We start from the raw sequence: 21,695 nt of genomic DNA, 5'->3' as shown, positions 1-21,695 counted from the left end.
ATGCCAACGGCGTGCGCACCAGTTCCTCGCTGACCGGCGTCGATCTGCATCTGACCCTGGGCAACAATCAGGTGCTGCGCGGCGTCGACATTCACGTCGAGGCCGGGCACACCACCACGGTCATCGGCCCGTCCGGTTCGGGAAAATCCACCCTGTTGCGGGTGCTGAACCGGCTGCACGAACCCGATTCCGGCGATGTGCTGATCGACGGGGTTTCGGTGCTGGGGGAAAATCCGGATCGGCTGCGCCAGCGCATCGGAATGGTCTTTCAGCATTTCAACCTGTTTCCGCACAAGACGGTGGCGGAGAACGTGGCCCTGGGACCGCGGAAATTGCGCGGCCTGAGCAAGGAAGCGGCCCGGGCGCTGGCCCTGGAACAGCTCGAGGCGGTCGGATTGGCGGCGCGCGCCGATACCCGCCCGGCGAATCTGTCCGGCGGACAGCAGCAGCGTGTCGCCATCGCCCGCGCACTGGCGATGAAGCCGGAATTGATGCTGTTCGACGAGGCGACCTCGGCCCTGGATCCGGAATTGGTCAAGGGTGTGCTCTCGTTGATGGCGGATCTGGCCGCCGGCGGTATGACGATGATCGTGGTGACCCACGAAATGGGTTTCGCCCGTTCGGTTTCCGACAGCGTGGTGTTCATGGACCAGGGCAAGGTGGTGGAGTCGGGGTCTCCGGACCGCCTCTTCGACGATCCGGAAACCCCACGCCTGCAACAGTTTCTGTCCCAGATCCTCTAACTGCCCGAACTGCTGCCGCTGAACGGCATATTGGCGAACTGCGCGAAATTGCCCTGCGCTCCGCTGTAGACGTTGAGGTCGGTATTGCCCGCGATACCCGGCACACTGCCGGAATCGGTGGTCTGCCAGAAGGTCCATGCCGGCCAGCCGCCGGGCACCTCGGGCTGGGCGTTGCCGCGATAGTCGGCGATCCACAGCGGGTACTGGTGGAACTGATCGGAATCGGCCATCGCCGTCTGCCAGAACCGGGGATAGGTGTAGATGATCGGCACCCGGCCGGTCAATGCCTGCACCGTGGTCAGATAGCGATGGGTCCAATCGATCAGCTCCGCCGGGGGTAGCCCGCCGGAATTCTCCATATCGAGGACCGGCGGCAGATCCAGCGGGCCGTTCTGGCCGAGGACGACCGCGGCGTAGAGGGCGGCCTGTGGTTCCGGCGGCAGATCCGGATGGGCGTAGTGATAGGTCCCGCGTGCCACCCCGGCCGCGCGCATCAGCAGGCTGTCGGGGACGAAATAGGGATTGACGTAGTTCAGCCCCTCGGTGGCCTTCACCATGGCGAAGTTGTGCCCGGAGGCCCGGACCGCGAACCAGTCGATCAGACGGCCGTCGATGTGCTGCCAGGACGACACATCCGGCCCGGTGGGTCCGGCGGAGGCGATACCGGTTGCCGAGAATATGCCGGCAACGGCGAGCAGCGGCAGGGCTGCGGTGAAGCGACGGACTTTCGGACGAGCCACGGTGCGTCGATACATGGCTACGAGAGTAGGCAGCCGAGGCGCTTGTGACCAGTGTTTACGCGTGACTCATCCGAGCCAGTCGAGGACCGCGGCGGCCGTCCACGACTGTTGCATGCTCCCCAGCGGATCCCCGGTGAACGGGTCGTAGTACTCCGCGAAGCTGCCGTCGCCCGCTTGCCGCAAACCTTCCGCACGCAGCATGAAGGACCGTTCGGCCCAGCCGCGGCGGGCGAAGACCCAGGAGAACAGCCAGCTCATCACCGGCCACACCGGCCCGCGCCAATATTCGCGCGGGCGGAAATCCTTCGACACCGGCGAGGTCGAGGGCGGCAGCGCGTAGCGCAGATCGGGGTGGCCGCAGAAGCGTGGCCCCTCGAACAGGCGCAGCAGACTGCGTTCGGTGGCGCGCGGCAGGCCGCCGCACAGCAGCGGCGCGAACATGGCCAGCGTTTCGGTGCCGATCCATTCGTCGGTGCGCAGGTCGAAGTCGCGCGCGGCGCCGGAGCGCGGATCGGCGGTGGCGATCACGCCGGCGCGGAAATAGTCGGCCCACTCGTAGAGCTCGCGCACATCGGCGTGCGGCATGCGGTAGTCCTCCCCGATTCCGGCCAGCACCTCACACGCCAGTGCGAAGACGGCGGTGACGAAGACGTCCTCCACGGCGAAGCTCATCGTCGAGGCCAGTTGGAAATCGTCGTAGCCACACCGACGCATTTGCTCCACAAGCCACAGGTAGCGGTCGTATTCGCGATCGGTGGGACGCTGCGCCGGGTCGACCACGTCGATATCGGCGCGCCGATACGGCGGCAGGTCGCCGACCACCACATTGGCGTAGGCGCGATCCCACCGCGGCGAATTGTCCATTCCGGACTCCCAGCCGTGATACAGGGTGATCCGGCCGTGCTGTTTGGGGTCGCGGGCATGCGCCAGCCAGCGATGCCAGCGCATCAGATCGACCCAGCGCCGATCCAGGAATTCCGCGGCGACCGCCCGGGTGGTGCGGCCGTGGCGCCGGGAGTGGTCGAGAATCCGCTGGACCGCGATCGCGTGCACCGGTGGCTGGGTGATGCCCGACGTGTCGACGCCAGCGGGGGCGTTCGCCGCCAGCCGACGGCACTCCCACCGGCTCGGTCCCGGGAAATAGCCGTCCACGCCGTTGGCGAACACGATGTGCGGGATCATCCCGTTGCGCCATTGCGCGGAGAGCAGGGTGTCGAGTTCGACGACAGCGCGCTCCACACTCAGCGGGGCCAGGCCGACCGCGACGAAGGCGGCGTCCCAGCTCCACATATGGGGGTAGAGCTTGGGCGCCGCGCTGGTCATGGTCCCCAGATCGTTGCCGCGGAGCAGATAGGCGGCCCGGGCAGCCAGCTGGGTGGGGGTGAAGCCGGGACCGTTCATTTCCCTATTCTGCGACGTCACCTTCAGATATGCGCGGCGCCCGGGCGTCGCGTGCCGCACAGCGGCCGCCGCGGGGGCATGGTCCGGTCCGGTCACCTGTTCGGCAGTGTCCACCCTCATCGCCTCGTTCTGTGTCATGCGCGGTGTCCGTCCCCCGCCCGCCGCTGTGAACCGGTTGCTCGAGTCTGGATTACACCCATCGGCATCGGCTCGCCACCGATGGACGGCAGATGTCCGGTCGCGGCGGTGCAATTGTCCGGACCCGCCCGTGTGATCGTCCGCCCGGCCCGGGTGCGTAGCGCTGCGGCAGGCGCGCGGGGTTTACGGTGAGCACATGGCCGCACCTTCGGAAAGCACTGCCGCGCAGGATCTACCGACCGCGCTGATCACCGGCGCCAGCCGGGGACTGGGAGCCGCGATCGCGCGGGAGCTCGCGGGGACGCATCGACTGCTGCTGGGCGCGCGTTCGGCGGAATCGCTGGCGAAGATCCGGACGGAACTTCCCGATGCCGAACCGTGGCCGGTTGATCTGACCGATTACGCCGCACTGCCCGCGGCGACGGCGCCGATCGGCCGTCTGGATGTGCTGGTGCACAACGCGGGCGTCGCCGAACTGGGGTCGATCGCCGACTCCTCGGTCGAGCTGTGGCGAAATACGCTGGAAGCCAATCTGATTGCCGTCGCCGAGCTGACCCGGCTGCTGCTGCCCGCCCTGCGCGCCGCCGGCGGCCACGTGGTGCTGATCAATTCGGGTGCCGGGCTGCGCGCCAATCCGGACTGGGGTGTATACGCCGCGAGCAAATTCGGTCTGCGCGCGTTCGGTGACGCGCTGCGGCTCGAGGAACCGCACCTGCGTGTCACCTCCGTCCACCCGGGACGCATCGACACCGAGATGCAGCGCGCGATCGTCGCCTCCGAACAGCGGGATTACAACCCCGACAAGTTCTTGACCGCGGCGACGGTCGCCCGGGCCGTCCGCAACGCCGTCGAGATGCCACGCGACGCGCACCCGACCGAGATCGTGCTGCGCCCGATCGCCCGCTGAGTCGGTGCTGTCGGCCGGGCTGAACGGGCGCTGAGTCGGTGCTGTCGGCCGACGCGCCGGAACGACCGGTCCCCGGCTGGCGAGGGTGCGGTAGCTTAGGGCAGAAATGACCTCCTACCAGGGGCGACACCGGCATGGGTGACGCGCGACCGAATCGGCGGCAGCTGCTCACGCTGCTCGCCGCGGGCACGGCGGTCGCCTTGACCGGCTGTACGACGGCCCACAGTGCGACCGGGGAGAGGGCGAAACCTGTCGCCGCGGCGGTCACCCCACCCCTGCCCCCGGCGCCTCCGTCCCCGCTGTTACCCCCGCCGCCAACCGGGCCGAAGACCGTGGCGCCCTCGGGCACGATGACCGCTCTGCCGGGCGCCGGCGCGAATCTCGCGCTCACCGTGGACGACGGCGCGAGCCCCGAGGTGGTCGGCGCCTATATCCGCTTCGCGCGCGATACCGGCGCTCGCTTCACGTGCTTCGTGACCGCCGCCTACGACTCGTGGACCGTGCACCGGGACGCGCTGCGCCCGCTGGTGGAGTCCGGGCAGATCCAGCTGGGCAACCACACCTGGGATCATCCCGCGCTCACCAAGATCTCCGCCGGCGCCGTCGCCGACCAGCTCCGTCGCACGAAAACGTTCCTGCACAACAACTTCGGCGTGGACGGAACGCCCTATTACCGACCGCCCTACGGGTACCGCAACGCCGCGGTGGACCGGGTCGCCGCCGACCTCGGATATACGGTGCCGACGCTGTGGTTCGGTTCGCTGTCGGACTCCTCGATCGTCACCGAGGACTTTCTGATGCAGATGGCCGCGAAGTACTTCAACCCGCAGGCGATCGTCATCGGTCATGCCAACCATCCGGCCGTCACACATTGCTACGGCCGGTTGGTAGACGTCATCCGCGAGCGCCACCTCTCGATGGTCACCCTCGACGACGTGCTGCTGCCACCGCGCTGAAACGCCCAGCGCGGGAAGGACTTACGCGACCACGTTGACCAGCTTGCCGGGGACCACGATGACCTTGCGCGGGGTCTTGCCGGCCAGGAATTCCAGCAGCTTCTCGTCGGCGAGCGCCGCCGCCTCCACCGCCTTCGCGTCGGCGTCCGCCGGTACGCTGACCCGGCTGCGGACCTTGCCGTTGACCTGGATCGGATATTCGACCGAATCCTCCACCAGCAGTGCCGGATCCGCGATCGGGAAGGGCCCGTGCGCCAGCGCCGTGGTGTGGCCCAGGCGTTCCCACAGTTCCTCGGCGATATGCGGGGCCATCGGGGCCAGCATCAGCACCAGCGGTTCCACCACCGTGCGCGGGGCGCCCTGCGGGTACTGCTTGGTCAGATGGTTGGTCAGCTCGATCAGCTTCGCGCCGGCGGTGTTGTCGCGCAGGGCGGCGTAGTCGGCGTCGACACCGTCGATCGTCTTGTGCAGCAGGCGAAGGGTGGCATCGGCCGGCTCGGCGTCGGTGACCCGCGCGGCCCCCGACTCCTCGTCGACCACCAGGCGCCACACCCGCTGCAGGAAGCGGTGCGCGCCGACGACATCCTTGGTCGCCCAGGGACGCGAGGTGTCCAGCGGGCCCATCGACATCTCGTACAGCCGGAAGGTGTCCGCGCCGTACAGATCGCACATCTCGTCGGGGGAGATGGCGTTCTTCAGCGATTTGCCGATCTTGCCGTACTCCTGGAAGACCTCGATCTCCACGCCGGAGGTGTTCGTCCAGAAGAACTTGCCGTCGCGCTCGACCACCTCGGCGGCTGGTATGTAGGTGCCGCGCTCGTCGGTGTAGGCGAAGGCCTGGATGTAACCCTGGTTGAACAGGCGCCGGTACGGTTCCGGGCCGGACACCTCACCCAGATCGAACAGCACCTTCTGCCAGAACCGCGCGTACAGCAGATGCAGTACCGCGTGTTCCACGCCGCCGACGTACAGATCCACGCCGCCGGGGTCGTTCGCACCGTGTTCGGCCGGGCGTGGGCCCAGCCAGTAGCGCTCGTTCTCCGGCGCGCAGAACGCCTCCGTATTGGTCGGGTCGGTGTAGCGCAGCTGGTACCAGGAGCTTCCGGCCCACTGCGGCATCACGTTGGTGTCGCGGCGATAGGTCTTCACCCCGTCGCCCAGATCCAGTTCGACGGTCACCCAATCGGTGGCCTTGGCCAGCGGCGGCGACGGTTCGGAATCGGCGTCGTCCGGATCGAAGGTGACCGGCGCGAAGTCGCGCACCTCCGGAAGTTCCACCGGCAGCATGGATTCCGGCAGCGGATGCGCCGCGCCCTGCTCGTCGTAGACGATCGGGAACGGCTCGCCCCAGTAACGCTGGCGGGCGAACAGCCAGTCGCGCAGTTTGTACTGGATGGTGCCCTTGCCGTGGCCGTCGCGTTCCAGGCGCTCGACGACGGTGGCCTTGGCGGTCTCGACGTCCAGCCCGTTCAGGTAGTCGGAGTTCACCAGCAGGCCGTCGCCCGAATACGCGGACTCCGAGATGTCGCCTCCGGCAATGACTTCCACGATCGGCAGGCCGAACGCCCGCGCGAACTCCCAGTCGCGCTGGTCGTGGCCGGGTACCGCCATGATCGCGCCGGTGCCGTAGCCCAACAGCACATAGTCGGCGATGAAGATCGGCAGCTGCGCCCCGTTGACCGGGTTGGTGGCGTAGGCGCCCAGGAAGACGCCGGTCTTCTCCTTGTTCTCCTGCCGCTCCAGATCGGACTTTGCGGCGATCGACTTGCGGTAGGCCGCAACGGCTTCGGCCGGCGAGGCGGCGTCGAAGGTCCACCGGGGGTCGACGTCGGCGGGCCACTGCGCGACGGCCAGCCGGTCCACCAGTTCGTGTTCCGGGGCCAGCACCACATAGCTCGCCCCGAACAGCGTGTCGGGCCGGGTGGTGAAGACCTCGATGTTCGCTGTATCGACGGTGGCGCTCCCGGGGCGCTCCGTGGTTACGCCGGCTGCCTCCTCCGCGCCCGTCGCTCGCGCCACGGCGAACGAGACCTCGGCACCACGCGAGCGTCCGATCCAGTTGCGCTGCATGGCCTTCACGTTGTCCGGCCAGTCCAGCAGGTCCAGATCGTCGACCAGGCGGTCGGAGTAGGCGGTGATGCGCATCATCCACTGCCGCAGGCGTTTCCGGAACACCGGGAAGTTGCCGCGCTCACTGCGGCCGTCGGCGGTGACCTCCTCGTTGGCCAGCACGGTGCCCAGTCCGGGGCACCAGTTGACCATCGAATCCGATTGGTACACCAGGCGATACGAGTCCAGCACCTCGCCCTGTTCGGCGGGCGACAACTCGGCCCACGCGCGACCGTCCGGGGTGGGTCGCTCACCCGCGGCGAATTCGGCCACCAGATCCGCGATCGGGCGGGCCTTGTTCGCCGAGGTGTCGTACCAGGCGTTGTAGATGCGCAGGAAGATCCACTGCGTCCACTTGTAGAACTCGGGGTCGGTGGTCGCGAACGAGCGGCGCCGGTCGTGGCCCAGGCCCAGCCGGTCCAGTTGGCGCTGCATGGTCGCGATATTGGATTCCGTGGTCACCCGCGGATGCGCGCCGGTCTGTACCGCGTACTGCTCGGCGGGCAGGCCGAAGGCGTCGTAACCCAGCGCATGCAGCACGTTGCGGCCGTGCATGCGGTGGTAGCGCGCGAACACATCGGTGGCGATGTAGCCCAGCGGATGGCCGACGTGCAGACCCGCACCCGAGGGATACGGGAACATGTCCTGGATGAACAGCTTGTCCGCCGGGGTCTCGCCGGCCAGCGGGCCGACCGGATTCGGCGCCTGGAAGGTGCCGCGCTCCGCCCACACCCGCTGCCATTTGCTCTCCAGGGCTCCGGCCAGTCCCGCGTTGTAGCGGTGCGCGGGCACATCGGTTCCGGGGAGCGTGGGCAGGCTGCTTTCGGGCCCGTCACCCCGGCCGGTCGATGCGCCGGCTGTATCGGTTGCACGAGTGTCCTGCACGGTCCTGCCTTCTTGTCGCCGAGTTCCCCTGGTGAACGTCTGTGGACAACGTCGTCACTCAGGGTAGAGCGTGCGCACGTCAGCACCCAAAAAGGGGTGAGCGGGTCGTTCGCGGCGGCGGCGAGCCCCGCGGGCGCCCGGTTTTGATACCGGAGTACCGTATTCCGGGTGTTCGTGGTCGCGCTCCTCCTGTTTCTGCCGGCGGCCGTGGCCGTTGTCACGGGTGTGCTCGGGCTGACCGGCACCCTGCCACCCAATCGGTTCTTCGGTGTGCACACCGAAGAAGCCCTCCGCACCGAAGAGGCGTATCGCGTGGCCAACCGCGTCGCCGGGCCCACCTCGGTCGGTGCGGGTCTGCTGCTGGCCGCCGCCGGTGCGATCGCGCTGGTGGCGCCGGTATGGGTGGGCTTGGCTGCCGCCGCGGTGGCACTGGTCGTGGCCCTGTTCACGCTGGGCGCTGGGGTCAACGCGGCCAACGACGCGATCGCGGGGCTCGCGCCCGCCGAGGTCGGCGGCTGTGGCAACTCCTGCGGCGCGTGCTCACTGCGCGACGCCTGCCAGCCCGCCAATTGATCCGTCCGGCGTCCGGCCGTCCGGTATGACAGGTCCGCTCACGGTCGGCTTCGACCTCGATATGACCTTGATCGACTCGCGTCCCGGCATCCGCGCCTGCTACCGGGAGCTGTCGAGGCGCACCGGCACCCCCATCGACAGCGATCTGGTCGTCACCCGCCTCGGGCCGCCGCTGGAGCACGAACTGGCCAACTGGTTCCCCGCCGACCGCGTTCCGGCCGTGGCCGATATGTACCGGGAGATGTATCCGGATTTCGCGATCACCGGCACGGTGGAATTGCCGGGCGCCCGCGCGGCGACCGCGGCGGTCCGGGCGCTGGGCGGCCGCGTGATCGTGGTCACCGGCAAATACGAACCCAATGCCAAATTGCACCTCACTCACCTCGACATTCCGAACGACGCCGTGATCGGGGACCTGTGGGCCGAACAGAAGGCCCAGGCCCTGCGCGACCACGAGGCGAGTGTGTACGTCGGTGACCACATCGGCGATATGCGCGGCGCCCGCACGGCGTCGGCGTATGCGGTCGGCGTGACCAGCGGTCCGTGCGACGCGGCGCAGCTGCGGGCCGCCGGCGCCGATGTCGTCCTGCGCGATCTCACCGAATTCCCCGGCCTGCTGCGCGAGCTCGCGAGCTGATACCGGGCAGGCACACGTCCTATCGTCGGTCCGGGTCGCACTCCGGTGCGGGGATCGAGCGGGAGAGCGGACTACCGGCCGGGAGCACGTAGAACACCGTGAGCCGCAAGGGTTTTCGCGTGCGGTTGCGGGCGGCGTGGGCGTGGGCGGCGCCGGCGGGCTCGCGGAATATCCGCCCCGGGCGATAGGCGACCGGGACGCAGTCGGTGCCGGGATGGTCGAGAGTGCTGCCGGTGACCAGGACGAACAGCGTGCCGTCGTGATAGTGCCAACCACTGTCACCGCCCGGTTCGACGATCGTCTGCCGGAGCAGGAACTGCCACCGCGCCACCCGCAGCCGCATCAGCACCCGGCTGCGCGTACCGACGGACGGCGGCGGATTGGGCCGAAACGTTCCGAGAACGGGCATGGCACCGATGATGCCGGAATGAGCATCCGGCCGGCGCGTTCCGGCCGGCCGAGTCCTAGACGATCCCCAGTGCCAGCATCGCGTCGGCGACCTGGGTGAAACCGGCGATGTTCGCACCGGCGACGTAATCGCCCGGGGTCCCGTACTCTTCGGCGGTCTCGAGGCAGCGGTCGTGGATGCCTCGCATGATCGTCTCGAGGCGCTGTTCGGTGTGTTCGAAGCTCCACGAATCGCGGGAAGCGTTCTGTTGCATCTCGAGTGCGCTGGTGGCCACCCCGCCCGCATTGGCGGCCTTGCCCGGTGCGAAGGTCACGCCCGCGTCGACCAGCAACCGGGATGCCTCGGGGGTGCAGGGCATATTGGCGCCTTCGGCCACGATGGCGCAGCCGTTCTCGATCAGCCGGCGGGCATCGCTGCCGTTGAGTTCGTTCTGCGTCGCACAGGGCAGCGCGATATCGCAGGGCACCGCCCAGATCGAGCCGGAATCCACGAAATACGCCGAGCCACGGGCGATGTCGGGATATTCGTGGATGCGCCCGCGCCGGTCGTGCTTGATCTCCTTGAGCAGTTCGAGATCGATACCCTTGTCGTCGACGATGTAGCCCGAGGAGTCCGAACAGGCGACGACGGTGCCGCCCAGTTGGTGCACCTTCTCCACGGCGTAGATGGCGACATTGCCCGAGCCGGAGATCACCACGCGTTTGCCCTCGAAGCTGTCGCCGCGCCGGTCGAGGATCTGCTCGGTGAAGAAGACGGTGCCGTATCCGGTCGCCTCAGGGCGTACCTGCGAGCCACCCCAGCTCAGCCCCTTGCCGGTGAGCACGCCGGATTCGTAGCGGTTGGTGATGCGTTTGTACTGGCCGAACAGATAGCCGATCTCGCGACCGCCCACGCCGATATCACCGGCCGGAACGTCGGTGTGCTCGCCGATATGCCGGTAGAGCTCGGTCATGAAGGACTGGCAGAAGCGCATCACCTCCGCGTCCGACCGCCCCTTCGGGTCGAAATCCGAACCACCCTTAGCGCCGCCGATCGGCATTCCGGTGAGCGCGTTCTTGAAGATCTGCTCGAATCCCAGGAATTTGACGATGCCCAGATAGACCGACGGATGGAACCGCAGACCGCCTTTGTAGGGGCCGAGCGCGGAGTTGAACTCGACCCGGAAACCGCGGTTGATCTGCACCGTGCCGCTGTCGTCGACCCACGGCACGCGGAAGATGATCTGCCGCTCGGGCTCGCACAACCGCCGGATCACCGCCGCGTCGACGTACTGGGGATGTTTGGCGACGACCGGTCCGAGGCTGTCTAGCACTTCGCGCACGGCTTGATGGAATTCCGATTCACCGGGGTTGCGCTGCAGTACCTCGGCATAGATGTCCTGCAGCTTCTCGTCCAGGGCGGCCATGGACGCACTCCTTCCGGTCGTCGACTGCGCCGACGGCCCGGGCCGGATGGCACCGGCCCGGGCCCGATCGGCCTCGTTCCTACGTTCTCACGCGAGGACGGCGGGGTTTCGACCGGTATGTCCGTTAATCACTGGGTGGTAGCTCAGTTGGTCTTGCGGCGGAACAGTGAGCGCGACCAGAGATAGCCGACCACCGCGAAGCCGACGCACCAGGCCACCGCCGCGATGCCGTTGCCTCCGATGGCCGTGCCCATGAGCAGTCCGCGCAGTGTTTCGGTCAGGGGCGTGAAGGGCTGATACTCGGCGAATTGCCGGACACCGGCGGGCATGGTGTCGGTGGGAGCCAGGCCGCTGCCGAGAAAGGGGAGGAAGATCAGCGGAGTCGGGGTATTGCTCGCGCTCTCCGGTGTTTTGGCGGCCAATCCGAAACCCACTCCGAGCCATGCCAATCCGAAGATCACCAGGGCGATGAGGCCGAAGGCGGCGAGCCATTCCACGACGGTGGCGTCGGGACGGAAGCCGATCAGCGCCGCGACTGCGACCATCAGGCCGACACCCAGCACGCCTTGGATCACGGTCCCGGCGACCTGGCCGGTGAGGATCGAGGAATGTGCCATGGGCATGGTCCGGAACCGGTTCACGATGCCCTTGGTCATATCCGAGGCTATGGCCACCGCGACCCCGACCACCAGATAGGCCGGAATGATCAACATCATGCCGGGGACCAGGTAGTCGATGTAACTGCCGCCGGTGGCCTTCTCCAGTGCGCCACCGAAGATGTAATTGAACATCAGCAACATCACCAGCGGCATGATGAACATGCTGATCGTCATGCCGGGATAACGCTTGGCGTGCACCAGGTTCCGGCGCAGCATCGTGCGGGAGTCGGCGAGGGTGTGCGTGGTCATCGTGCGGATTCCTTCTCGGGTGCGGTGCGGCCGGTGAGGGTGAGGAAGACGTCGTCGAGATCGGGGGTGTGCAAAGACAGGCTTTCGGGCTCGATGCGGGCGCGGCCGAGCCGGTCCAGAACGTCGCGCAGCGAGGCGACGCCGCCGTCGCTGGGCACCGCCAGGGTCGAGTCCGTGGTCGTTCCGCCGAGTAGTTCGGCGGCGCTGCGCAGCTGTTCCTCGTCGCCGAAGGTCAGGCGGATATGTCCGCCCGGCACAAGGCGTTTCAGCTGTTCGGGCGTGCCTTCGGCGACGATGTGGCCGTGGTCGAGCACCGCGATCCGATGCGCGAGCTGGTCGGCCTCCTCCAGATACTGGGTGGTGAGGAAGATGGTGACGCCGTCGGCGACCAGTTCGCGGATGATGTCCCACATCCCGCGTCGGCTGCGTGGATCGAGGCCGACCGTGGGTTCGTCGAGGAAGATGATGCGCGGCTCGCCGACCAGGGTCATCGCCAGGTCGAGCCGGCGCGTCATACCGCCGGAGTAGCTCCCGGCCACCTTGTCGGCGGCGTCCAGCAGGTCGAAGCGGGTCAGCAGGTCGTCGGCGATGCGCCGGCCCTCGCCACGGGGCAGATGGTGCAGATCCGCCATCAGCAGCAGGTTCTCGCGGCCGGTGAGCAGTTCGTCGACCGCCGAGAACTGCCCGGTCACGCCGATGGCGGTGCGGACGGCGTCGGGTTCGGTGACCGGGTCATGGCCCCCGACGCGCAGGTTGCCGTCGTCGGGCCGGGTCAGGGTGGCGAGGATGTGGACGGTGGTGGTCTTGCCGGCGCCGTTGGGGCCGAGCAGCGCGAAGATCCTGCCCTCCGGGACAGTGAGGTCGATACCGTCCAGCACCACGTGGTCGGCGAACGATTTCCGCAGACCGGTGACCGATATGGCCGGTGAACTCATGGTCGTCCTTTCATAATAAGATTGCGATGAATGCATGCGTCGACCGAGCCGTGTCCGCAGGATTTCGGCGGACAAGGTGGGTCGATATCGAGTTGTCGTGCGGCCGAGGCTAATTCGGCTCGAAGTGGTCGATCAGATGTCGAGATCCTCGATCTGCGGATGCTCGGTCAGATCGCTGATGCGGTTGTACAGCTTGTCGGGAACCCTGCCTTTCAGGTCGGCCGGTGAGTCGTAGATGTCCATGGTGAATTCGCCCCAGTCCGGATCGGTGACGCCGAGCATCCGCCGCCAATTGGTCAGATCCTTCAGCCAGTTCGTGTCGGTCGGGTAGTCGGTCCATTCCGAACGCTGCCGGTGCAGCACGAATTTGCCCTTGCGCGTGCGGAATACGCGAATGCGCTCGAAACGCTCGTCGCCCATATCGCTCGACTCGGTGAGCAGCACTCCCGAGAATCGCACCTGCCGGGCGCCGTTGTGGCCGACGCGCAGGACGATCTCGTCGAATCCCTGCAGCCGCCCCTCCTCCAGCTCGATGTATCGGCGCAGTGCCGTCACGATCGCACCCGAGAGATTGCCGCCGACCAGCTCCTGCGCGCGCTGGAACAGGGGGAGATCGTCATCGGAGACATATACGGTCTTGTTCGGCATGGCCCAACTATACGTAGATGTATACATACACACAAGAGGGTCTTTTTGCGAAGGCGCGCGAGAACGGTGAACCGGTCGGGTGCGTGCTTCGTATCCCCGCTGAGTGCGTTCGTTCCGGCAGCGCGGCCGGCTTCGGAACCCATACGGGAAGGAGCGGCGATGCCGTCACGACTGGTCGACTACCTGGTGCGGGCCGTATCGGACATGGGAGTGCGACACATCTTCGGCGTCGACGGCGCCAACATCGAAGATCTCTACGACGCGGCCTACGACGCCTCGGACCGGATCACGGCGGTGGTGGCCAAACACGAATTCGCCGCCGCCACCATGGCCGACGGTTATGCCCGTTCCACCGCGGGTCTCGGCGTCGTCTGCGCGACCTCCGGTGGTGGAGCGATGAATCTCGTTGCCGGATTGGCGGAATCGCACGCCTCCCGGGTCCCCGTGCTCGCGTTGGTGGGGCAGGCGCCGACCGGCCTCGAAGGTAAAGGCGCCTTCCAGGATTCCAGCGGCCGAGCCGGAACCTTCGACGCCGCCGAACTTTTCGACACGATCGCGCTGTATTGCGCACGGGTGGAGACGCCCGCCTCGCTTCCGGACCATCTCTCGCGCGCCGTCGCGGCCGCCCGAGCGGGCGGACCGGCGGTTCTGCTGCTGCCCAAGGATGTTCAGCAGGCCGAACTTCGCGCCGGCCCGTTCGTCGCACCGCGTCCGGTACACGGCCGGGACGACGCCGGTATCGAGCGGCTCCTGGAGGGGCTGCGGGCGGCCCGGGCGGTCGGCAAGGTCGTGATCATCGCGGGAGCCCAGGTCGCCCGCGACGATGCTCGTGCCGAACTGCGTGATCTGGCAGCGGTTCTCGACGCCGGGGTCGGCGTCGCGCCGGACGCCAAGGATGTGTACGACTGCACCGAACAAGGATTTCTCGGTGTCGCCGGAAGTATGGGCCATACCGAACTGGCCGACGCCCTGCACGGCAGCGCCCTGTGCCTGCTGGTCGGCACCCGGATGCCGGTCACCGCGCGCGCCGGACTGGAATCGGTGCTGGGCGCGTCGACGGCGTCGGTCGGCAGTGAGCCGCCCTACCTCCCCGCGGTTCACGCCACCAGTACCGATCTGGCCGCCACACTCCGCGAACTCACGTCGGCGCTGAGTGCCGGCGCGGGCCGGGTGCACCGGGTGGATCCCCGGAGCCAGCGGATGCCGGACCCGCTGCCGGTGCCGCCCGCGAACGGACCGGGCCTGCGCTATCGCGACATTGTCGAAACACTCAACGGCACACTGCATTCCGATACCGATGTCTTCGCCGACGCGGGCAATACCGGGGCATCGGTGGTGCATCATCTCCGCCCGCCGCGCGACGGCCGCTTCGTCGTCGCCCTCGGTATGGGCGGTATGGGCTACGCCTTCGGCGCCGCCATCGGGTCCTGTTTCGCCCGCCGGCACCGCGAGGACGGGACCGAGCGGCGCACCGTGGTGGTGGCCGGTGACGGCGCCTTCTACATGCACGGCATGGAGATTCACACCGCGATCCAGTACGGGCTGCCGGTGACCTTCGTCGTACTCGACAATTCCGCGCATGCCATGTGCGTGACCCGGGAGCAACTGTTCTACGGAGATCGCTACAGCTTCAACAGATTCCACAAAGCACATCTGGGAGCCGGCATGGCGGCGATGTTCCCGGATCTGCCCTCCTTCTCGCCGGCGACGCCGGCCGAGCTCGCGACAGTGCTGTCGTACTGCCTGGAAACGCCCGGGCCCTCGTTCGTTTCGATCGATTGCGATCCCGACGAGATACCGCCGTTCATCCCCTTCCTGTCCGCACCGAGGAGGAATCCGTGACCACCAGCACCGCACCCGCTCTCAGCGATATTCCCGATCTTCCGCACCGCGCAATTCCCGGGTTGTTGCGCATCGAGAATTCCGATCGCGAGGAGACCACGCCGATCATCATGGATATGCTGCGCTCGGTCTATCCCCACGACCAGATCTTCGGCCAATTCTGCCCGGTGCAGGACTATATCGCCGCACCCCCGCGCGAACTGTACGAATACCTCTCGCACACACAGAGTTTGGAGGAGTGGACCTACAGTCTGCGCGGATTCACCGAAACCGCCACCCCGGGGTTGTGGGAATCCTACGACCGGCTGGGCAAGGACACCCGGATCTTCACGCGCACCGAGGCCAATCCGGATGCGATGACCGTGGATTACCACTGTGCGTGGGATCAGGGTGAACACCTGTGGATGGTCTATCTGATGCGGGTCGTCGACGCCCAGGTGGTGTTGAACAAGCCCGGATCGGTGGTGCTGTGGACCAATTGCAGGCACCCGTTCTACGACGCGAATCCCTATCCCGACAAGGCCCCGGCGGGCCGCAAGGTCTGGGTCGGCGATTTCTGGGAGATGTTCTCCGCCGGACACCGGCTGGAGCTGGACAACCTGAAAGCGATCGCCGAATACCGTGCCGCGCACGGACTTCCGATCACCCCCGAGTGGATGAAGTGAGGATACGCCGAGATGGATTTCACCGATCCCGCCCTGCGGCTGGCACCGGTCAGTCTGGTCGATGTGGCCTGCTATCTGCCGGGTGAGCCGGTAGGTACCGAATACTTCACGCAATTCTCGCGTTCGGAGCGGATGGCGAAGAACGTCATGTTCCGCGCGCCGCACGGTCGCCATCACAAGGGCCGCGACGAAACCGCCGTGGATATGGTCGAACGCGCGGTCGCGCCGCTGATCGAACGGCACGGCGCCGGCACGCTCGCCGATATCGACGTGCTGCTCACCCATACCCAGCTCCCCGACAATCCGGTCATGGGCGCCGGGCCGGAGGTGGCGCGGCGGCTGGGGATGAATCCGAAATGGGTGTTCGACGTGCACAACGGCGGCTGCGCGGCATTCATCCACATGATGATGCTGGCCCGGATGATTCTGCAGACGACCGACGCCCGCACCGCCCTGATCGCGACGACGCAGAACACCGCGGGTCCGGTCTTCACCCAGACCGAGATTCGCAAGCTCGCGCAGGCGCCGGTGCCGGGGGACGGCTGCGGGGTGGGATTGCTGGTCAAGGACAACAGTGCGCCGATCCTCGATATCGAATGCCGCACCTTCCCGGAATTCGCCGGGGATATGGATTTCTCCACCGGCTCCGAACGCAAGTACTGGGAGCCCGGGGAAGGACAGGGCTGCGTGAGTTTCACCGAATCGAAGGTGACGAAGGTCTTCGCGCGCGGCAACCGGCTGGTCCCGGAACTCGCCCTCGCGGTATGCGACCGCATCGGGGTGAAAGGCCGCGATATCGACACCTTCGTCACCAATCAGCCGAATCGGCTGTTCCTGCGGAACTGGCACGATGCGCTGGAACTGCCCGCGGAACGGCATCCGGATTCCTTCGATCGGTGCGGAAATCTGTTCGCCGCCGGCATTCCGGTGACCCTGGATATCGAGAACCGGGCCGGCCGGTTGCGCAACGGGTCGGTGGTGCTCCTGGCGGCCTTCGCCCATGCCGGGGATTTCGCGGCCGCGGCCGCGGTGCGATGGGGTGCGGCGTGATGGATTCGTCCGCCCGTGAAACCGCGGTGACGCAGCCGATACCGCCGCCGCGGTTCGATCTGACGCTCAGCGAAAACCCCTTTCCGCCACTGCCTTCGGTGCTCGCGGTGGTGAACGAGGCGATTCGCGGCGCCAATCGGTATCCGGAATTTCTGCCCCGGCGGCTGCCGGCCGTGATCGCCGCGCACCTCGGCGTCGACCCCGATCAGGTGGTCGTCGGTGCGGGGGCGACCGGTGTGGTGCTGCAGATCATGCAGGCGGTCTCGGGGCCGGGGCGGCGCATGGTGTTCGCGACTCCGACCTTCGACGGCTATCCGATCATGGCCGCCATGGCGGGTCTGGACGTCGTGGGAGTTCCCCTGGATGCGAGCGGACGGCAGCGGCTGACGGCGATGGCCCGGGCGGTGGACGAGCGCACGGCACTGGTCGCGATCTGCCGCCCCCACAATCCGACCGGGACCGTGGCGCCCGCCGCGGAGCTGAAGGCTTTCCTGTTCGGTGTGCCGCGGCATGTTCCGGTGATACTGGACGAGGCCTACGTGGAATTCCTGGCCGACGCCGAAACGATCGACCCCTGCGAACTCGTCGCGCACTATCCCAACCTCCTTGTGTTGCGCACCTTTTCGAAGGCGTACGGCCTGGCAGGACTGCGTATCGGCTATGCGTTCGGCGCGCCGGAACTGATCGCGCGGGTGCGGCGACTGCAACTTCCGTTCGGCATGCCCGACTACGCCGTCGCCGCCGTGCGCGCCTGCTATGCCGCCTCGGCGGAGCTCGCCGAACGGATCGCCGATATCACCGCCGAGCGCGAACTGCTGCGAACCGCTTTGCGGCACAGGGGTTTCGCCGTGCCGTGCAGCCGCGGCAACTTTCTCTACCTGCCGGGGTCCGCGGCTCACGCGACGCTGGCGGGCGCGGGGATCGCGGCCAAGGGTTACCCCGACGGCAGTGCGCGGATCGCGGTCGGTGATCCGCGTGCCGATGCCGCGGTGCTGCACGCCTTCGACGGTCGTGCCGAGCCGGTGCCTCGGCCGCGCCCGGCGCCCGTGCACGCCGCAGGTGATCGGTGCGCCGAGCTTCCGGTCAGAGCGGGGCGGTAAATTTTCTAGCAGTGCTAGACAAGCTAGTCGAACTCATCTACTGTTGCCATAGAAGCTAGCAACGCTAGATGATGACTAGGAGTCTTCCATGCTGACCACATCCGCGCAGGTGCTCACCGTGCTGGCCGTTCTCACCAACGCCATCGTCTACGGCACCGATGTCGCCGCCACCCTCATCTTCCGACCCGTCTATCGCAAACTCGACGACGCGACGATGACCGTCTCGGCCGGATGGGGGCACTACTACGGCGACCGGCGAATGCCGTTCGCCGGCGCCGGTGGGGTGATCAGCACCGTACTCGCCGTCGTCATCGCGGTCGTGGCGGGAGCCGCCGGTGCCGCGGTCGCGGCCGGGATCGCGCTGCTGGCGCTGCTGAGCTGGCTCGGCCTCTACGCGCGAATCGCCAAGCCGATCAACACCGCCCAGACGCACGCGGCGCAGACCGGCGTCATCCCCGCCGATGCCCGTGCGCTGCAGGACAAATGGGAGAGCATCCTCGGTTACCGGGTCGGCCTGCAGGCGCTCGCCCTCGCCGCCCTGTGCACCACCCTCGTCCTGCTGTGAAGCCGAGCCGCGGCGCGCAACAGCGCGCCGCGGCTCGCGCAATCTCTCGTGAGATCAGCGGTACCCGTACTTGTGCCAGTTCGACAGCACACGCTGCTGGATCTCGGCGGGCCAGCCGTTGTCGAAACTGCCTTTGACCGGCTGCCTGCCACCGGGATATAGATCGGCGAGCAGACAGTTGTAGACAACCTTGCCCGCCTTGAAGCTTTGCGACTCCTCTTCGGACAGATAGACGGCCAGCTGATCGGATACCGCAGGCGGGTAATGGAATTCGCCGCCGCGCGCCGGTGGAAATCCGATATCGCCGGCGAAATCGCGGTGGACGGTGATATCGATTCCCGGCGGATCGGCTGACGGCGGCCGCTCACACCGTTCCGCGCAGGAACACCTGGTTGGTTGTGCTCGAACGTATTTCGACCGATCGGATCTTGTCCGCCGGGGCCGAGGTGATGCCGTCCGCGGTCACCGTCTGGCCGGGATGAGCCGACCACTGCGCCACCATCGACTGCGTGCCGTCGGTGTGCACCACCCACAGCGCGCCGTCCCAGGTGTAATCGGTATCCGACGGCGCGTAGTTGCACGACATGTTCACCCGTGTACCGGAATTCAGCTGTGTGAGAGTGAAGTTCGCGGTGATCGGAGACGGAATCACCTGATCCATCTGCCGCTCCGTGACCACCTGCTCGGCGGTGGGGGGATTGTTGTGCTGGGTGTGCGCGACGGTGATCGGGATGGTGATGGCGACCGCGGCCGCGGCGGCGGCCACCGCACCGGCCAGGGCGAGCCACGGACCGCTGCGGCTACGCTTGCGCTCGCGCGCCGCTGCCAGCGAGGCGGGGGGCTGCTCCGGCTCGGTGCGCCGGGTTTCGGCGGGGGTTTCGCGGGCCGCCGAAGTGCCCGCGTCGGGTTCGGTCGTGCCCGTCTCGGTGGCCGGGCCGGTGCCATGAGCTTCGAAAGGCAGTATCCCGCCGCCGTCGGTGGTGGCTTCGCTCGCGCGCACCCGGTTCAGCAGGGCGTCGAACCCGGCGTCGCCGAAACTGCCGGCGTGGTCCGCGGCGGACCCGTCGTCGATCAGCGAGAGAGCGACGTCACCGGGAATGTGGCTGAGCAGTCCCGGCAAGCCCGACAGGTCCGCGATGGCGAGCCTGCATTCGGCGCATTCGGACAGATGCGCCTCGTATTCGAGCCGCTGGTCGGGAGCGAGGGCGCCGAGCACATACGGTGCATCCCAGGTCGCATAGTCGTCGTGTGACGCGGTGTCGGCCGATGTCATTTCGTCACCCCCATCTCCTGTAGGGCCGAACGCAACGCTCGCATCCCGTAGTGCATCCGGGATTTGACGGTGCCCTCGGGGATCGCCAATTCGTTCGCTATCTGGTGTGTCGACAGTCCGCGATAGTAGGCCCGCACGATCACCTCGCGATGATCGGAGCTGAGCCGAGCCAGCGCGTCGGTGATCACCCAACTGTCCACTGCGCGTTCCGCCTCGTCCGGAGCCGCCTGTTCGGGCGGCGTGTCGGTGCCGTACTCGCGCCGATGCCGCGCACTGCGGAATTCGTCGACCGCGAGATGCCTGGCCACGGTGAACAACCACGCCCGCGCCGAGGCCGTCGACTGGTCGAGGACCTGCGGACGCTGCCAGGCCCGCAACAACGTCTCCTGCACGATGTCCTCGGCCCGTCCGGCATCGCCGACCAGGCTGTAGGTGTACCGCCACAGCGTCGGTGCGTGTTCGTCGTAGAGCACCCGCAGCAAATGCGCCCGGGAGGGCGCCGCGTCGACGGGGGGGATCGCGGGGTCAGACATGGGTGCCGACCGGGCGTATCCGCCGCCTCGGTCGAGGCGAGCGTTGGGGGACCACACTCCGTGAATACGTAATCAATTGCGTTCTAGTTCGATGGGGTGTGTCGCCAGTAGCGACAGCGGCAGCGGCTGCCGGCGCAACACGTGCGCCCACAGATCGGTGCGTCCCGCCAACGGATCCGACGGCAACGCCGACAACACGATCCAGTCCCCGCGTTCCAGTTCGCCCTCCAGCTGACCGAAGGTCCATCCGGCATAGCCGGCGAAGATGCGGATGCCCTCGACCAGCGGTGCGATCGAATCGGGGTCGGAGTCCAGATCGAGCAGCGCCACGCGACCGTCCACGCGGCGCAGCCCGCGGATGCCCTCGATCGAGGCACCGACGCGGACCGTGGTCAGACACAATGCCGAATCGCGCTTCACCGGCCCGCCCACGTACAGCGTGCGGGGCCCGGCCGCGAGATCGGCCCAGCGTGGTAGCACGTCCTGCACCGCGGTTTCGCTCGGGCGGTTCAGGACGACACCGAGACTGCCCGCATCGTTGTGTTCGACGATGTAGATCACGGTGCGCCGGAAAGTGGGCTCGACCAGCTCCGTTGCCGAGACCAGCAAGGTGCCGGGCCGCACCGCCTGTTCCTCGTACCGGGATTCACGTCTCGGGCGGTCGCCGTGTTCCTCTGCGCGTGCCACGCTAGTCATCATCGCACCGTCGCGGGGCGCGCGCTGTGTTTAGTGGTGCGTGATTCGCGGTTGGGCTCCGACGCGGCCATCCCGATGCGCCGCCGGCTACTGCGGCAGGCCGAATCGTTCCCGCGCCCATTGCGGCACCGTCGCCAGATAGCGCGGCCGGGATTCGACGAAGTGATGCACCATCGCGCACAGCGGCAGGATGCCGAAGCCCTGCTCCACGGTCCGGTCGAGCGCACCCTGCACCAGCAGACGGCCGTAGCCCTGGCCCTCGAACTGCGGATAGATCTCGGTGTGCACGAAGGCTCGCTCGGAGGCGGTGTCCTGATAGGCGGCCACCCCGGCGTGCTGTCCGTCGACATACAGTTCGAATCGGTCGAGCCGTGAGTTGTCTCGAATTTCGATGTTCTGCTGCGCACCCTGCGTCATTCGCTGAGCCTAGAGCGTGTCGATCGCCGACTGTGCGCGGCTACGCCGACATCCTTCCCCGTGTCGGGCGTGGTTCGAGTTGTCGCACCCGGCGCGGCTGGCGACAATGCAGGGGCTCGAGCGGTCGGATGCTCGATGCGACGACGGCCGTCGACCGGCC

At 67.4% G+C, this 21,695-nt stretch carries 22 protein-coding genes; 10 read left to right on the top strand and 12 right to left on the bottom strand.

The window, feature by feature from the left end; all coding sequences use genetic code 11:
- Window positions 1-11 precede the first annotated feature (11 nt).
- Window positions 12-743, top strand: coding sequence for an amino acid ABC transporter ATP-binding protein (locus NE2_RS28725; RefSeq protein ID WP_106958503.1), 732 nt, complete (start codon window positions 12-14; stop codon window positions 741-743).
- On the opposite strand, the gene NE2_RS28720 is transcribed toward NE2_RS28725, so the two are convergent.
- Both NE2_RS28720 and ggh read right to left on the bottom strand, forming a co-directional pair.
- Complete coding sequence (locus tag NE2_RS28720; protein WP_030514185.1) at window positions 740-1,498, bottom strand: glycoside hydrolase family 25 protein; 759 nt, start codon at window positions 1,496-1,498, stop codon at window positions 740-742. The two genes, NE2_RS28725 and NE2_RS28720, sit on opposite strands and share 4 nt — an antisense overlap.
- Window positions 1,499-1,549: 51 nt before the next feature.
- Window positions 1,550-2,884, bottom strand: coding sequence for a glucosylglycerate hydrolase (gene ggh, locus NE2_RS28715; RefSeq protein WP_030514186.1), 1,335 nt, complete (start codon window positions 2,882-2,884; stop codon window positions 1,550-1,552).
- Window positions 2,885-3,218: 334 nt separating this feature from the next.
- Here ggh and NE2_RS28710 point away from each other — a divergent pair, with 334 nt between their 5' ends.
- Entirely contained in the window at window positions 3,219-3,929 is a 711-nt protein-coding gene (locus tag NE2_RS28710) for an SDR family oxidoreductase (RefSeq protein WP_063031128.1), read from the top strand.
- Between the two features lie 134 nt (window positions 3,930-4,063).
- The gene (locus NE2_RS28705) at window positions 4,064-4,885 is read left to right on the top strand and encodes a polysaccharide deacetylase family protein (RefSeq protein WP_063031126.1); all 822 of its coding nucleotides are present in this window, start codon (window positions 4,064-4,066) and stop codon (window positions 4,883-4,885) included.
- A 21-nt stretch (window positions 4,886-4,906) separates the two neighbouring features.
- Here the strand turns inward: NE2_RS28705 and leuS are convergent, their stop codons facing one another.
- Window positions 4,907-7,810, bottom strand: coding sequence for a leucine--tRNA ligase (gene leuS, locus NE2_RS28700; RefSeq protein ID WP_063031171.1), 2,904 nt, complete (start codon window positions 7,808-7,810; stop codon window positions 4,907-4,909).
- A 237-nt stretch (window positions 7,811-8,047) separates the two neighbouring features.
- Here leuS and NE2_RS28695 point away from each other — a divergent pair, with 237 nt between their 5' ends.
- Complete coding sequence (locus NE2_RS28695; protein ID WP_063031124.1) at window positions 8,048-8,452, top strand: SdpI family protein; 405 nt, start codon at window positions 8,048-8,050, stop codon at window positions 8,450-8,452.
- A gap of 25 nt (window positions 8,453-8,477) precedes the next feature.
- On the top strand, window positions 8,478-9,089 hold the full coding sequence (locus NE2_RS28690; protein WP_063031122.1) for an HAD family hydrolase: 612 nt from the start codon (window positions 8,478-8,480) through the stop codon (window positions 9,087-9,089).
- Between the two features lie 19 nt (window positions 9,090-9,108).
- Here the strand turns inward: NE2_RS28690 and NE2_RS28685 are convergent, their stop codons facing one another.
- The 5 genes from NE2_RS28685 to NE2_RS28665 form a co-directional block, all read right to left on the bottom strand.
- Window positions 9,109-9,498 carry a cupin domain-containing protein gene (locus NE2_RS28685; RefSeq protein ID WP_063031119.1) on the bottom strand — a complete coding sequence of 130 codons (390 nt, stop codon included), beginning with the start codon at window positions 9,496-9,498 and terminating at the stop codon, window positions 9,109-9,111.
- A gap of 55 nt (window positions 9,499-9,553) precedes the next feature.
- Window positions 9,554-10,903, bottom strand: a complete 1,350-nt coding sequence (gene gdhA / locus NE2_RS28680; RefSeq protein ID WP_063031117.1) for an NADP-specific glutamate dehydrogenase — start codon at window positions 10,901-10,903, stop codon at window positions 9,554-9,556.
- Window positions 10,904-11,046: 143 nt separating this feature from the next.
- A complete protein-coding gene (locus NE2_RS28675) occupies window positions 11,047-11,811 on the bottom strand; it encodes an ABC transporter permease (protein ID WP_030514194.1) in 765 nt (254 codons plus the stop codon).
- Window positions 11,808-12,746 carry an ATP-binding cassette domain-containing protein gene (locus tag NE2_RS28670; protein ID WP_063031115.1) on the bottom strand — a complete coding sequence of 313 codons (939 nt, stop codon included), beginning with the start codon at window positions 12,744-12,746 and terminating at the stop codon, window positions 11,808-11,810. The genes NE2_RS28675 and NE2_RS28670 overlap by 4 nt, the downstream gene beginning before the upstream one ends.
- 132 nt (window positions 12,747-12,878) lie before the next feature.
- The gene (locus tag NE2_RS28665) at window positions 12,879-13,394 is read right to left on the bottom strand and encodes an EXLDI protein (RefSeq protein WP_030514196.1); all 516 of its coding nucleotides are present in this window, start codon (window positions 13,392-13,394) and stop codon (window positions 12,879-12,881) included.
- Window positions 13,395-13,553: 159 nt separating this feature from the next.
- Here NE2_RS28665 and NE2_RS28660 point away from each other — a divergent pair, with 159 nt between their 5' ends.
- The 5 genes from NE2_RS28660 to NE2_RS28640 all read left to right on the top strand — a co-directional run bounded on the left by NE2_RS28660 (window position 13,554) and on the right by NE2_RS28640 (window position 18,616).
- Window positions 13,554-15,236, top strand: coding sequence for a thiamine pyrophosphate-binding protein (locus NE2_RS28660; protein ID WP_063031113.1), 1,683 nt, complete (start codon window positions 13,554-13,556; stop codon window positions 15,234-15,236).
- Entirely contained in the window at window positions 15,233-15,901 is a 669-nt protein-coding gene (locus NE2_RS28655) for a hypothetical protein (protein ID WP_063031111.1), read from the top strand. Before NE2_RS28660 ends, NE2_RS28655 begins: the two co-directional genes overlap by 4 nt.
- 12 nt (window positions 15,902-15,913) lie before the next feature.
- On the top strand, window positions 15,914-16,951 hold the full coding sequence (locus NE2_RS28650; protein ID WP_051755528.1) for a 3-oxoacyl-ACP synthase III family protein: 1,038 nt from the start codon (window positions 15,914-15,916) through the stop codon (window positions 16,949-16,951).
- Window positions 16,951-18,051: an aminotransferase class I/II-fold pyridoxal phosphate-dependent enzyme gene (locus NE2_RS28645; protein WP_063031109.1), complete on the top strand. Its 1,101-nt coding sequence runs from the start codon at window positions 16,951-16,953 to the stop codon at window positions 18,049-18,051. Before NE2_RS28650 ends, NE2_RS28645 begins: the two co-directional genes overlap by 1 nt.
- A gap of 88 nt (window positions 18,052-18,139) precedes the next feature.
- Window positions 18,140-18,616 (top strand): hypothetical protein, encoded by a 477-nt coding sequence (locus NE2_RS28640; protein WP_063031107.1) that lies wholly within the window; start codon window positions 18,140-18,142, stop codon window positions 18,614-18,616.
- Window positions 18,617-18,980: 364 nt separating this feature from the next.
- On the opposite strand, the gene NE2_RS36775 is transcribed toward NE2_RS28640, so the two are convergent.
- From NE2_RS36775 to NE2_RS28620, 4 genes are all read right to left on the bottom strand, one after another.
- Window positions 18,981-19,889, bottom strand: a complete 909-nt coding sequence (locus NE2_RS36775) for an anti-sigma factor family protein (protein ID WP_063031105.1) — start codon at window positions 19,887-19,889, stop codon at window positions 18,981-18,983.
- A complete protein-coding gene (locus NE2_RS28630; protein WP_063031103.1) occupies window positions 19,886-20,422 on the bottom strand; it encodes a sigma-70 family RNA polymerase sigma factor in 537 nt (178 codons plus the stop codon). Before NE2_RS28630 ends, NE2_RS36775 begins: the two co-directional genes overlap by 4 nt.
- Window positions 20,423-20,494: 72 nt before the next feature.
- Entirely contained in the window at window positions 20,495-21,118 is a 624-nt protein-coding gene (locus NE2_RS28625) for a YqgE/AlgH family protein (RefSeq protein ID WP_081879338.1), read from the bottom strand.
- An 87-nt stretch (window positions 21,119-21,205) separates the two neighbouring features.
- Window positions 21,206-21,535 carry a GNAT family N-acetyltransferase gene (locus NE2_RS28620; protein ID WP_063031101.1) on the bottom strand — a complete coding sequence of 110 codons (330 nt, stop codon included), beginning with the start codon at window positions 21,533-21,535 and terminating at the stop codon, window positions 21,206-21,208.
- Window positions 21,536-21,695 lie beyond the last annotated feature (160 nt).

This window comes from Nocardia elegans NBRC 108235 (assembly GCF_001612845.1).
GTDB lineage: Bacteria > Actinomycetota > Actinomycetes > Mycobacteriales > Mycobacteriaceae > Nocardia > Nocardia nova.
The sequence above is the reverse complement of the archived record's forward strand: the minus strand, read 5'-3'. Positions and strand labels throughout refer to the sequence as shown.

What these genes read in the sequence shown, in the direction of transcription:
- NE2_RS28710 (WP_063031128.1), top strand. Translation starts at nt 3,219, where the DNA reads ATGGCCGCACCTTCGGAAAGCACTGCCGCGCAGGATCTACCGACCGCG.
- NE2_RS28690 (WP_063031122.1), top strand. Translation starts at nt 8,478, where the DNA reads ATGACAGGTCCGCTCACGGTCGGCTTCGACCTCGATATGACCTTGATC.
- NE2_RS28675 (WP_030514194.1), bottom strand. Translation starts at nt 11,811, where the DNA reads ATGACCACGCACACCCTCGCCGACTCCCGCACGATGCTGCGCCGGAAC.
- NE2_RS28685 (WP_063031119.1), bottom strand. Translation starts at nt 9,498, where the DNA reads ATGCCCGTTCTCGGAACGTTTCGGCCCAATCCGCCGCCGTCCGTCGGT.
- NE2_RS36775 (WP_063031105.1), bottom strand. Translation starts at nt 19,889, where the DNA reads ATGACATCGGCCGACACCGCGTCACACGACGACTATGCGACCTGGGAT.
- NE2_RS28640 (WP_063031107.1), top strand. Translation starts at nt 18,140, where the DNA reads ATGCTGACCACATCCGCGCAGGTGCTCACCGTGCTGGCCGTTCTCACC.
- NE2_RS28630 (WP_063031103.1), bottom strand. Translation starts at nt 20,422, where the DNA reads ATGTCTGACCCCGCGATCCCCCCCGTCGACGCGGCGCCCTCCCGGGCG.
- NE2_RS28625 (WP_081879338.1), bottom strand. Translation starts at nt 21,118, where the DNA reads ATGACTAGCGTGGCACGCGCAGAGGAACACGGCGACCGCCCGAGACGT.
- NE2_RS28660 (WP_063031113.1), top strand. Translation starts at nt 13,554, where the DNA reads ATGCCGTCACGACTGGTCGACTACCTGGTGCGGGCCGTATCGGACATG.
- gdhA (WP_063031117.1), bottom strand. Translation starts at nt 10,903, where the DNA reads ATGGCCGCCCTGGACGAGAAGCTGCAGGACATCTATGCCGAGGTACTG.
- NE2_RS28645 (WP_063031109.1), top strand. Translation starts at nt 16,951, where the DNA reads ATGGATTCGTCCGCCCGTGAAACCGCGGTGACGCAGCCGATACCGCCG.
- NE2_RS28650 (WP_051755528.1), top strand. Translation starts at nt 15,914, where the DNA reads ATGGATTTCACCGATCCCGCCCTGCGGCTGGCACCGGTCAGTCTGGTC.
- NE2_RS28705 (WP_063031126.1), top strand. Translation starts at nt 4,064, where the DNA reads ATGGGTGACGCGCGACCGAATCGGCGGCAGCTGCTCACGCTGCTCGCC.
- ggh (WP_030514186.1), bottom strand. Translation starts at nt 2,884, where the DNA reads ATGAACGGTCCCGGCTTCACCCCCACCCAGCTGGCTGCCCGGGCCGCC.
- NE2_RS28665 (WP_030514196.1), bottom strand. Translation starts at nt 13,394, where the DNA reads ATGCCGAACAAGACCGTATATGTCTCCGATGACGATCTCCCCCTGTTC.
- NE2_RS28720 (WP_030514185.1), bottom strand. Translation starts at nt 1,498, where the DNA reads ATGTATCGACGCACCGTGGCTCGTCCGAAAGTCCGTCGCTTCACCGCA.
- NE2_RS28620 (WP_063031101.1), bottom strand. Translation starts at nt 21,535, where the DNA reads ATGACGCAGGGTGCGCAGCAGAACATCGAAATTCGAGACAACTCACGG.
- NE2_RS28670 (WP_063031115.1), bottom strand. Translation starts at nt 12,746, where the DNA reads ATGAGTTCACCGGCCATATCGGTCACCGGTCTGCGGAAATCGTTCGCC.